The organism is Priestia koreensis, from assembly GCF_022646885.1.
GTDB classification, from domain to species: domain Bacteria; phylum Bacillota; class Bacilli; order Bacillales; family Bacillaceae_H; genus Bacillus_AG; species Bacillus_AG koreensis_A.
The window spans coordinates 1,419,646-1,430,540 of record NZ_CP061868.1 but is presented as its reverse complement, the minus strand read 5'-3'; the positions used below and the strand labels follow the sequence as shown (position 1 = coordinate 1,430,540).

Genomic DNA, 10,895 nt, shown 5'->3' with positions numbered 1-10,895 from the left:
ACTTACTACCTCAGTTCCTCTCCGTCCTAAAAATTATAAAAACCTTCTCTCTTATCTAGGTTTTTCTCTACCAAAACACGCTTATCACGCATCCTTTCATTGTCTCAACAATCTCTTATCATTGTCAATGCTTGTTTTGGAACATTTTTCTTATCTATACCCTATTTTTTACAATCGCAATACAGATTTCACACAAAAAACAACACCATATGCTCTTCATCCACGTATTGATCGTGAACTTTTAAGGCATTTTTTTCATAGCCAAAGGATGCAAAACCGAGACGTTTGTATAAAGACTTAGCTTTCGCATTTGAAGCTGCTACAACGAGCTGTACTTGCTCGACTCCACTCCCTTTCGCCTCTCTTAAGATTGCTTTCATTAGCTGCTCGGCTAGTCCATTACCTCTCGCTTCAGGTGCAACATACACGCCCCATATAGACCCTTTGTGCCGTGTTTTCTCTCCGGTCTCTCGATTAAATCCTACAAATCCTTGAAGAACCCCGTTATCATTACATGCACCTATAATAAAGTGATCATCATCTTTTGGGAATTCCGCTCTTACAGTTATTAAATCCAGCTTCTTCGCTTCATGATAGCTTTGTACAAAACTTGTTTCTTCTTCAGCTAAAGCGCGAAGACGCAGCTCCCAATAAGACTCTATATTTTCATTGCTTAACTTTTTCAGTATCATATGCGCGCCCCCTTTTCTTTTTCATTAGTGTGAAAAAGAAGCGTTCATTTTATCCCGTTGAAACAAAAAACGCCCTTCATCCGTTGAGATAAAGGGCGTTCGTTTTATTGTTTATCATACGTTAATTGAAGTTCATCTTTAATTGGAATTCCATAATACCCCGTAAGCGGAATGGAAGCCTTTGTTTCTCTTGCTCGTGTAATGGCGTCTACATTAACATGTGTTAATGAAAAATGGCGTTTTTGATAAAAGCGGAGGGCATCCAGATTATCATTGGATGTGATGAGCCATATCCGCTCGGCCTCATGCTGAACGCTTTGCAAGAAAGTGCTTAACAGCTGCGTACCAATTCCTTTATACTTATCAAACGATTGAAGCAATAAAATCTCACATTCATTCTGCTCCATTCGGTAAATCAAGACTCCAGAGGGGTGATCCCCTCTCTTAGCTACCCAAGCAGGGTATTGGAGTAAATTGTGTGAGGTACCCCTTGTTACCATTGTTGTCCCACCCCAGTACTCCTCAAGCACTTGTTCTACCCATTGCTCATCGCTCTCATCCTTTTTCATTACGCTTAATGCACCGTCATAAAAATTCATGATCTCTCCATCCTCTCAGCATATGCTTATCCAAATGATCACGTACTGGTTATGAAAAAAGCATTGGAGAAAGTTCCCCAATGCTTTTTTAATTAAGATGTTTTGTTTGCATCTTTTGCTTTTAAAAGCGTCATACGTTTTTTCAAGTATAAACCTTGTGCCATACCGAAGCAGTTACCTACTACCCAGTAAAGAGCTAGAGCGGATGGTAAAGAAAGGCCGGCAATTAAAACGAAGAGTGGCATAATATACATCGTAATCTTCATTTGTGGCGGCATTTCATCCGTCATGCTGACACGGATTTGTAAGAACGTCGTAATGGCTGCAACAACCGGTAGGATATAGTAAGGGTCTGGATGACCAAGACTGAACCATAAGAAGTCATGTGTTGCAATAACCTTTGTACGACCAATCGCATAATAGAACGCCATGATGATTGGCATTTGAATAAAAATTGGTAAACAACCAGCGACTGGATTGATTTTATATGTTTTATAAAGCTCCATCATTTCTTTTTGTAGCTTTTGTTGTGATTCCATGTCTTTAGAAGGATATTTCTCACGAAGTTTTTCCATTTCTGGACGTAACGCTTGCATCGCCATTGTGCTTCGTTGCTGTCTAATGATCAGCGGTAAAAGAACGAGACGAATAATGATTGTAACGATAATAATGGAAAGACCGAAGTTTCCACCCGCAAATTCGGCTACTTTTTGTAATGCCACAGACATTGGATAAACGAAGTATTCGTTCCATACACCTGTGCTGTCTGGTGTAATTGGTTCTTTCATGTTACAGCCCGTTAGGACTAGCAACAGCATACCTACTAATAAAAATAACTTTTTCTTCATTCTCTTTCCTCCAGATAAAATAGTTCAGTTAAATTTAGATGTATAAGAGAAGGAAAGGATCTTCCTCATCACCGTTAGACTTGCTTCGCTCTTTCACGGGTTTCTTGATAAAAATATATGAAATTCGCGATAAACGTTGCAGAATAAGTGTTGTACAGTTATGTGCCAAGGATTCTTGCCGAACTTGTACACACTGAGAGTGAACATAAGAACGACGAGAACCATCGTAGAGGTAATAACCCATTACAAAGATCAAGATCATTGTAATATATGGGATATATAAAATTAAATCATGTGTCAATTCCATGTCACAACTCGCTTTCACTGACAATATCGTCTATCATTGTACCATATCAGTTCACATTTTCGATAGAATAATGAAATTTTTTCATAACGTTTTCATTATTTCGCCTTACTTATGTAAAAACATTCGCTATTGACATCATTAATTCCTGTTCGAATTGTACCAAACGAATATTTGCAATGCAAAGTTCACTCCTACGTACCCCAATAAAATTTGTGAATGTTCCGAGCAAAAATAAAAAAAGAGCGTGAATATTAATGTATCCACACTCTTTACGCCTAAATGATCACTTTAGTACTACAGTTGCACTTTCTGTTTTTCCTTTTGCTACGGTTCCACTAGCAATGACGTCAAAAGAAGTTACAACCTCACTATTCGTAATGACTACTGGTGTAATGGTGCTTTTGGCCTTTTGTTTCACTAAGTCCAAATCAAAGGATACAAGTGGATCTCCCACTTTTACATGATCGCCCTGCTTAATGTGGGCTTGAAATCCTTCACCTTCCATTGCGACTGTTTCAAGGCCAATGTGGATTAAAATTTCCGTTCCTGCCTCTGTTTTAAGACCAATGGCATGCTTCGTGTGAAACAGTTGAACAACCTCACCGTCTACAGGAGAAACAACATCTCCTTCTGCAGGTTCAATCGCAAACCCATCCCCCATCATTTTTTGTGCAAAAACTGGATCTGGAACCTCTTCTAATGAAACAATCTTGCCTGTTAGTGGTGCAATTAACGTGTCTTCTTTCTTTTTTTCTTTTCCAAATAGTTTTTTGAACATCTCTATTCCTCCTAGATTGACCTGATGTTTTTGAAAGTTCATAAAATATTTACATTTTAAATTTAACCACGATTCATGTCGCCTCGCAACGAAAAGCCTCCACGAGCGCTCGTGATGGTTTAAAAACCAACCACTTCATAGTTTTTCTGATTTTGAATGACCATACAATTTCGCCCTGCTTCCTTTGCTTCATATAACAAGTCATCTGCTTCCTTCACAATTTCCTGAGCCGTTTGATTCACCGTTCCGATTGCAACGCCGAAGCTCATGGTGACGCTAAACGTATGATCCAATATCGTTATATTTTGCAACCTGCTTCCCGCTTCTTTTAGAAGTTCCCTCAATCTATCTTTGCATTTGAGCGGCAGTAAAAGAGAAAACTCTTCTCCTCCGTAGCGAAAGGCTTGACCTTTTGCGAGGTGTGCACAATCTTTTAAAACAACCGCAACGTGTTTAATAACATCATCGCCTACAACATGCCCATATTGATCATTAATTGCTTTAAAATGGTCTAAGTCACACATAATGAGTAGAAATGGCTTTTTAGCATAAATAGAGTCTTGAAGCTCCTCCTGAAATGCACGGTGATTGGGCAACCCGCTTAAATAATCATGAAGAGCTGCTTCTTGAAACCACATTTTCTCGCTATGATGCTGTCTTTCTCTTGCCACTAGCATACTTCCCAACAAGCCGAGTAAAACCAAAAAACTGAGATTTAAACATAAGAAAAATGTTTTATCGTCATATTGATATTGTTCAAGGTAAAAATAAATAAATACGTATCCACAGATAATGCCTGTAACGCTTATAAAACTACCTCTTTTTCCCCAATAAATGGTTGCATGCATCACAATTAAGTAAGCAACGGGGAAGAAAAAGCTCGTAACCCCGCCTGTTAGAATCATAAGCCAGATCGCTGCTACAAAATCAAACAACACGCCCGCATATGTAATCGTGGTAAAAATTCGTCCCTTTTGCTTATACCATCGCAAACAAACTTGCGTAATGCTCATATAAATAAGACCCATCCAAAACAAATATGAGAACGCTCTCAATTCGAGTGACAGCATGTGACGGAACGAGGGAATATAAAAAATAATAGCTGCTATAGCAAGAAAAATCCATCTTAACAACGAAAAGAACATTTCGGTTTTATGGTCAGGTCCATATCGAAGCATCATGTTCTCACCTTTTCTTCAATAAAATAATTAACCTGTGTAAGTAACGTACACAGCGTAACCTACCAGGTGTCTCTTAATTGCCCATATGCTCGAACGCTTTTAAAAAATAGTATTTTGAAAGTCCATTTTACACCTTTTTTCTTCTCTTTAATAGATGAAATAGAGCTATTTTTGCAATCATTTTTCTTTTTCGAAAAGTTCTCTTATTTAGTCAAAAGTGGCTTGATCGTTTAAAATTACCCATAAAAAAAGACGCCCTCGCGCGGAGGTCGCCTTTTTCATTCATGGATCATTAATTAAAATTTGTTTGCAACAGCTTTTGCTTCTGTTACAGCTTTTTCAAAGATAGCTTCCGCTTGTTCTGGAGCCGCAGCCATACCTTCAGTTGCAATAACCGTTACGTCTGTAATTCCGAAGAATCCCATTACTGTTTTAAAGAAGCTTTGTGTATGCTCTAATTCAGCAGCAGGACCTTCAGAGTAAACGCCTCCGCGTGCTTCAAGAAGAACTACTTTTTTGTCTCCTACTAAACCAACAGGACCTTGTTCTGTATATTGGAATGTTTTTCCTGCTACCGCCACAGCATCAATGTATGCTTTTAATAATGGTGGGAAACCAAAGTTCCACATTGGGGCAGAAAATACAACTTTATCCGCTGCAACAAATTGATCAACAAGCTCGCCTAAACGACCTACTTTTGCCGCTTCTTCAGCTGATAATTCAGCACCTTCAGCAAGTTTGCCCCATGCGCCTAATACGTCAGCATCGATTAATGGAAGATTAGTAGAGTAAAGATCAAGCATTTCTACTTTATCTGCTGGATGCTCTGTTGAATAAGCATCTAAAAATTGGTTTGCAAGACGTGCTGAAAAAGATGCTTCGTCTGCTTTTGGATTTGCTTTTACATATAATACGTTTGCCATTATATTCATCTCCTAGTTCTTGTTGTAAAATGGTCTTGGTTCGAGATAATAGTTAGTTAACATATATCCTCAATTGAGTTATCTCGATTTCGAAATTTATTATTTCATATATTTTGATAGACGTCAAATACTTTCATCGTCTTCTTAAAAATTCTTTTGGTTAAACACGAAACATGTTGCACTTACTTGTTGTTATTCCAACGATTTTCTATCCACTGATAGCCATAAAATACGATAACTAGAAGAGGCCCTACTAAAAAGGGATGCTGAATGATCCGTTTGACAAAAACAGATTGATCCACCGGAATTTTATAGAGCACATAGGCTAAAAGAAGAAAAAAAGTGACAAATAGAAAAATCGATGCACTCATATAAAGAAGCGGCGCAAAAAAAGGATGAATGTTTCCCATTGTATATGCTCCTATTCCCCCGCCAACTACACCAGCTATAACGCCGTTTACAATGGCTGTAGAGGTTGAATAGATGCCAGTATACCATCCCGTTCCTACACCAACAATAATTCCAATTGAAGCAGCATATTGATATGGCTGGTCCCATAAATAGGAAAGGCAAACACTTGCGAACAATCCATGCGTGAATCCTATTAGGGCTGCAATCATTCTTCCATGTTTTCTTGTCGTGTGTGTAGAAAACTTTGCAAGATAATAGTTGATTAGACAAGCAAAGGACAGTAAAATAAGTACGATAATCAGCTCTTGTTTCAACATGGATTCTCCTCTCCTACTCTTTCTTACTAGTTAATTTATATGCAACATTTACTAGATTTAGTCCTTTTTAACGAATATTCATAGTTATCATTGGTAAAATGCCAATATTATATATAAAATTGTTAAGTACAGACTATTTATGTTCGAGAGGGATTCCTGTATAATAAGTAGCTGTATTTGTTTTAAAACTGAAGGCTGTTAGGTGAGAAAATGGGTAATAATAACAACGTTAGTAGATTTGATTGGAACTTAGCATTCATCCTCTTTTTGTTCTTTTGTGTAAGCTGTACGGCAATATATAGCGCTCAACATTTAGGACAATATGATGAAAACTTTGTCGTGAAACAAATTGTTTGGTATATCGTAGGAGCAGCAATCGCTGGAGGAGTAATGCTTTTAGATTCCGATCAGCTTCAAAAGCTGTCCTGGTATATGTACGGGCTTGGACTTCTTATTTTGACGTTCCTAATCGTAGCACCAGATTCAATTGCACACGAAGTTAACGGTGCAAAAAGCTGGTTCCAACTTCCTGGAATTGGTTCCCTGCAACCGTCAGAGTTTATGAAAGTGTTTTTAATTATTGCGCTCAGCAACGTCATTGTGAAACACAATGAAAAATACCGAATTCGTTCGTTCCGAGAAGATATTTTATTACTATTTAAACTTGGATTAACGCTGTTAGTTCCGTGGTTACTCGTTATGCAGCAACCCGATTTAGGAACGGGGCTTGTAATGATTGCCATTTTCACAGGAATGGTATTTGTTTCGGGAATTTCGTGGAAAATCATTGTGCCAATCTTTTCATCCATCGCTGCTTTAGGTGTAGGAATTCTGTCTCTCGTTGTTTATTTTCCTTCCTTTGTTAAAAATGTGTTGGGATTAAAAACATACCAACTAGGACGAATTTATTCGTGGGTAGACCCTTATAACTATAGTGGATCAGATGGCTATCACTTAATTAAATCCCTTAATGCGATCGGTTCTGGTATGGTTAGCGGTAGAGGGTTTACAAAAGGCATGGTATACCTCCCTGAAGGACATACAGACTTTATCTTTGCTGTAATCGGCGAAGAGTTTGGGTTTATTGGTGGAAGTGTCGTTATTAGCCTATTCTTTGTACTTGTCTATTACTTAATTAAACTTGGACTCGAGACGCGTAACGAATTTAATTCATACTTATGTACGGGCGTTATTGCGCTTGTTTCGTTCCACGTATTCCAAAACATTGGGATGACCATTCAAGTTCTTCCGATTACGGGAATTCCGCTTCCATTTGTTTCATATGGAGGAAGCTCGCTAATGGGAAATATGTTTGCAATGGGACTCATATTCGGCGTTTCGTTTCACTACAAGCGCTATATGTTCGGTTCAGAATAAGATCAATAATTGCGACAAAAAACCACGCACATGCGTGGTTTTTTTGTATCGTTATTCTCGATCAAGCTGAATATCATTTTCGCTTTCAACGATTACGTCAAAATGTCCTTTTTCTTCGAGCTTGCGCTGTGCTTCCATCGCTTCTTCTTCTGTTCCAAAGACAGGACCATCAAATACGCGTTCTCTCGTTTCACGATCTGTATATTGTACGACAAATGCTTTCATCACCTATTACCTCCATAAAACGTTGTGTTAGTAATGGTGTACCCCTTTTTAGCATTTGTTAATCCAACCCGTTTTTTACCTACTCAACCGACGTCCATAGTTCTTCCGGATTCACCTCGTATATGCCATTTTCACGGTACATCATGTTGCTCATAATAAACTCACGTCGAATGGTCGCATAGTCGTCATGGAATCGTTTTATATGTTCATTGATTTCTTTCTCCTCATATTTTCGTCCTTTTTCAAAGCTTCTCATCATGTACCGTAGAATAATTTGCTTTTTCTTACGCTGTGCGGGAATTGTTTTTAGACGCCCGTCTCCTTGTAAGAAGTTTTGCACAATTAGCTCGTATTCCCCTTGTTTTGATTTAGTCAATTTCCCTTCTTCCCCTTTCATAATCATTTTTAAAAGCGCGTTTGAACTGAACTCCAATGACTTTTGATCCAAATAAAAGTAAATCGTATTTCCTTCTCGCCTCTGATAAATGGCTCCGATTTCCTTTAATTTGTTCATATGATGTGTAATCGTCGGAGCGGTCAATCCTAGTTTTCCTGCAATCGCCTGCCCATGAAGAGGTCCGTTTGCAAGCAACATTAAAATTCGAACACGTGTCGTGTCTCCCATTGTTTTGTGAAAAGCCACTAATCGGTTTAACTGCATCTTATTCTCCTTTATTAGACTGTTATCTAATTAGATAATAGTCTAATAACAAAAAATATGCAATTGATTTCCATAAAAAAATGTGAGCCTAATTAGGCTCACATTTTTTACACCTCTATATTCTCACTGCTTTTTTCTTCTAACGCTGGATCATGCGTTGCTTCAATCCATTTTATGTGATGACCATCAAGCTCTTTGATTTTAAAACGATAGCTTCCTGCTGTCAGGCTATCTCCCTCTTGAATTTCAAATTCTTCTGAGAGAATCCAGCCGCCAATCGTGTCCATTTCGGTATCATCAATTTCAAGGCCAAATAGATCGTTTACTTCTGAAATAAGAACTTTTCCGTCTAACAGCGTTTTGTTTTCATTGATTTTTTGAATTTCAGCTTGTTCATCCGTATCGAACTCATCTCGAATATCACCAACGATTTCTTCTAAGATGTCCTCTACCGTTACAAGACCTGCCGTTCCACCGTACTCATCAACTAAAACGGCCATATGAGTACGTTCCTTTTGCATTTTAATTAATAAGTCATGAATCGCAATCGTTTCAATGACTTGAATGACTGGACGAACATAATCATGAATGGAATGATCTTTTTTGACCCCGTTCATTACTAAGTCTGTATAAATTTCTTTCATATTTACTAAACCAATTACATGGTCTTTATCCCCTTCAATAACGGGATAACGGGTAAACTTCTCCTCACGAATCACTTCAATGTTTTCACGGATTGTTTTTTCCTGATCGAGGGCAATAATCTCTTTTCGCGGCACCATAATTTCTTTTGCAAGGCGCTCGTCAAATTCAAAAATGTTATTTACATATTTAAATTCTGACTGATTAATTTCCCCACTCTTAAAGCTTTCCGACAGAATGAGGCGCAGCTCTTCTTCCGTATGCGCTAGATCATGTTCACTAGCCGCTTCTAGACCAAACATTTTGGTTACGCCACGAGCAGACGTGTTTAACAACCAAATAAATGGATATGTCACCTTATAAAATAAAATTAACGGCTGTGCCGTTAGCAGACTGATTTTTTCTGCTTTTTGAATAGCAAATGATTTCGGTGCTAATTCCCCTACGACAACGTGAATAAACGTAATCGCTGCAAAAGCAATAATAAACGAAATAATGCCCGCAACAGATGCAGGTAAACTTAGCTTCATTAAAAGGGGATGGACTATTTCATCCACCGTTGGTTCACCAAGCCACCCTAGTCCAAGAGACGTAAGCGTAATACCTAGCTGACACGCTGACAAGTATTCATCTAAGTTATCTACCATTCGTTTAGCCGCTATAGCCTGCTTACTTCCCTCACCTATGAGCTGGTCTAATCTTGATGATCGTACCTTTACAATTGCAAACTCAGACGCCACGAAAAAACCTGAGATGGCGATTAATACTGCAATCATAATTAATTTAAAAACTTCCAATTTGGCTCCGTAACAAACGTACGGATTACACCTCCTGATTAATACAAAATCACGCCTATGTATTAAAGAACATACACAGTTTTACTAAAAAGCCATTATACGCGAGCTCCGTTATAAGGTCAAAAAATGACCTAATCGGTATTCTACTACAAATAAGTCTTTTTGTGAAAGAGTTACCCTTTACAGCAATTTTAAAAACCTTGCCTAAACGCATGCACAAGTAAAAAACTACTGAGAAATCTCTCAGCAGTTTCTGTTTTATTTCATATTTAAAGCTGCTTCTAACGCCACTTCAATCATTTCATTAAACGTCGTTTGACGCTCTTCAGAAGTCGTTTCTTCACCTGTTAGAATGTGATCGCTTACCGTTAGTACAGATAGTGCACGACGACCGTATTTAGACGCTAGTGTATAAAGAGCCGTTGTTTCCATTTCTACCGCTAGCACACCGTGGTTAGCTAACTTTTCTAAATCGCCGTAATCATTGTAGAATTGATCCGCAGTGAAAACGCTTCCTACTTTTAAGTTAAGGCCTTTTTCAGTACCTGCATCATATGCACTTTTCAGTAACGTAAAGTCTGCCGTTGGTGCATAATCGATTGGTCCAAATGCCACGCGATTCATTTGAGAATCTGTTGAAGACGTCATCGCTAAAATCACGTCGCGCACCTTTACATCTTTTTGAATAGCGCCGCATGTCCCAACGCGAATCAAGTTTTGCACGTTATATTCACGCATTAACTCATTAACATAGATTGAAATGGACGGAACACCCATACCCGTTCCCTGAACAGATACGCGCTTTCCTTTATACGTACCTGTAAAACCTAACATTCCACGCACTTCGTTATAGCATGTTACATCTTCTAAAAACGTTTCTGCAATATATTTTGCACGTAATGGATCTCCTGGAAGTAAAATCGTTTCCGCAATCTCATTCGCTTTTGCCCCAATATGTACGCTCATTTTATTCCTCCTAATTATGTTCATGACATCTGCCTCAAGGACAGCCTTATTATATCCTAAAACAAGGAGCTACGCCACTGTTAGGAGGCGCTTTCACTTTCCTATTCTTTGTACATACACCTGCTTATCAAGGGCAAGCTATTAAAGATTAGTCATTGAGTATAAAGGGGG

The 10,895-nt window shown here is 38.4% G+C and carries 12 protein-coding genes; 1 reads left to right on the top strand and 11 read right to left on the bottom strand.

Translation table 11 applies throughout. From position 1 onward, the window contains the following. Nucleotides 1–188 precede the first annotated feature (188 nt). From IE339_RS07080 to IE339_RS07050, 7 genes are all read right to left on the bottom strand, one after another. The gene (locus IE339_RS07080; protein ID WP_242175149.1) at nucleotides 189–692 is read right to left on the bottom strand and encodes a GNAT family N-acetyltransferase; all 504 of its coding nucleotides are present in this window, start codon (nucleotides 690–692) and stop codon (nucleotides 189–191) included. A gap of 104 nt (nucleotides 693–796) precedes the next feature. Next, nucleotides 797–1,291, bottom strand: coding sequence for a GNAT family N-acetyltransferase (locus IE339_RS07075; RefSeq protein WP_242175148.1), 495 nt, complete (start codon nucleotides 1,289–1,291; stop codon nucleotides 797–799). Between the two features lie 92 nt (nucleotides 1,292–1,383). Then, nucleotides 1,384–2,139: a membrane protein insertase YidC gene (gene yidC / locus IE339_RS07070; RefSeq protein WP_053400006.1), complete on the bottom strand. Its 756-nt coding sequence runs from the start codon at nucleotides 2,137–2,139 to the stop codon at nucleotides 1,384–1,386. A gap of 590 nt (nucleotides 2,140–2,729) precedes the next feature. Continuing rightward, nucleotides 2,730–3,224 carry a PTS sugar transporter subunit IIA gene (locus IE339_RS07065; RefSeq protein ID WP_242175147.1) on the bottom strand — a complete coding sequence of 165 codons (495 nt, stop codon included), beginning with the start codon at nucleotides 3,222–3,224 and terminating at the stop codon, nucleotides 2,730–2,732. A 119-nt stretch (nucleotides 3,225–3,343) separates the two neighbouring features. Continuing rightward, nucleotides 3,344–4,405: a GGDEF domain-containing protein gene (locus tag IE339_RS07060; protein WP_242175146.1), complete on the bottom strand. Its 1,062-nt coding sequence runs from the start codon at nucleotides 4,403–4,405 to the stop codon at nucleotides 3,344–3,346. 296 nt (nucleotides 4,406–4,701) lie between these two features. Beyond that, nucleotides 4,702–5,328, bottom strand: coding sequence for an FMN-dependent NADH-azoreductase (locus tag IE339_RS07055; protein ID WP_242175145.1), 627 nt, complete (start codon nucleotides 5,326–5,328; stop codon nucleotides 4,702–4,704). Nucleotides 5,329–5,510: 182 nt separating this feature from the next. Further along, nucleotides 5,511–6,056 (bottom strand): hypothetical protein, encoded by a 546-nt coding sequence (locus IE339_RS07050; protein ID WP_242175144.1) that lies wholly within the window; start codon nucleotides 6,054–6,056, stop codon nucleotides 5,511–5,513. Between the two features lie 210 nt (nucleotides 6,057–6,266). Here IE339_RS07050 and IE339_RS07045 point away from each other — a divergent pair, with 210 nt between their 5' ends. Beyond that, nucleotides 6,267–7,433 (top strand): FtsW/RodA/SpoVE family cell cycle protein, encoded by a 1,167-nt coding sequence (locus IE339_RS07045; protein WP_242175143.1) that lies wholly within the window; start codon nucleotides 6,267–6,269, stop codon nucleotides 7,431–7,433. 51 nt (nucleotides 7,434–7,484) lie between these two features. On the opposite strand, the gene IE339_RS07040 is transcribed toward IE339_RS07045, so the two are convergent. The 4 genes from IE339_RS07040 to deoD form a co-directional block, all read right to left on the bottom strand. After that, complete coding sequence (locus IE339_RS07040; protein WP_157052591.1) at nucleotides 7,485–7,658, bottom strand: hypothetical protein; 174 nt, start codon at nucleotides 7,656–7,658, stop codon at nucleotides 7,485–7,487. A gap of 79 nt (nucleotides 7,659–7,737) precedes the next feature. Further along, nucleotides 7,738–8,319 (bottom strand): DUF2087 domain-containing protein, encoded by a 582-nt coding sequence (locus IE339_RS07035; protein ID WP_242175142.1) that lies wholly within the window; start codon nucleotides 8,317–8,319, stop codon nucleotides 7,738–7,740. A gap of 107 nt (nucleotides 8,320–8,426) precedes the next feature. After that, nucleotides 8,427–9,758, bottom strand: coding sequence for a hemolysin family protein (locus tag IE339_RS07030; RefSeq protein WP_242175140.1), 1,332 nt, complete (start codon nucleotides 9,756–9,758; stop codon nucleotides 8,427–8,429). 258 nt (nucleotides 9,759–10,016) lie between these two features. Beyond that, nucleotides 10,017–10,724 carry a purine-nucleoside phosphorylase gene (gene deoD, locus IE339_RS07025; protein WP_053399998.1) on the bottom strand — a complete coding sequence of 236 codons (708 nt, stop codon included), beginning with the start codon at nucleotides 10,722–10,724 and terminating at the stop codon, nucleotides 10,017–10,019. Between the last annotated feature and the right edge of the window lie 171 nt (nucleotides 10,725–10,895).

Coding starts and splice junctions, on each gene's coding strand:
- yidC (WP_053400006.1), bottom strand. CDS start 2,139: ATGAAGAAAAAGTTATTTTTATTAGTAGGTATGCTGTTGCTAGTCCTA.
- IE339_RS07065 (WP_242175147.1), bottom strand. CDS start 3,224: ATGTTCAAAAAACTATTTGGAAAAGAAAAAAAGAAAGAAGACACGTTA.
- IE339_RS07055 (WP_242175145.1), bottom strand. CDS start 5,328: ATGGCAAACGTATTATATGTAAAAGCAAATCCAAAAGCAGACGAAGCA.
- deoD (WP_053399998.1), bottom strand. CDS start 10,724: ATGAGCGTACATATTGGGGCAAAAGCGAATGAGATTGCGGAAACGATT.
- IE339_RS07060 (WP_242175146.1), bottom strand. CDS start 4,405: ATGATGCTTCGATATGGACCTGACCATAAAACCGAAATGTTCTTTTCG.
- IE339_RS07050 (WP_242175144.1), bottom strand. CDS start 6,056: ATGTTGAAACAAGAGCTGATTATCGTACTTATTTTACTGTCCTTTGCT.
- IE339_RS07035 (WP_242175142.1), bottom strand. CDS start 8,319: ATGCAGTTAAACCGATTAGTGGCTTTTCACAAAACAATGGGAGACACG.
- IE339_RS07040 (WP_157052591.1), bottom strand. CDS start 7,658: ATGAAAGCATTTGTCGTACAATATACAGATCGTGAAACGAGAGAACGC.
- IE339_RS07080 (WP_242175149.1), bottom strand. CDS start 692: ATGATACTGAAAAAGTTAAGCAATGAAAATATAGAGTCTTATTGGGAG.
- IE339_RS07075 (WP_242175148.1), bottom strand. CDS start 1,291: ATGAATTTTTATGACGGTGCATTAAGCGTAATGAAAAAGGATGAGAGC.
- IE339_RS07045 (WP_242175143.1), top strand. CDS start 6,267: ATGGGTAATAATAACAACGTTAGTAGATTTGATTGGAACTTAGCATTC.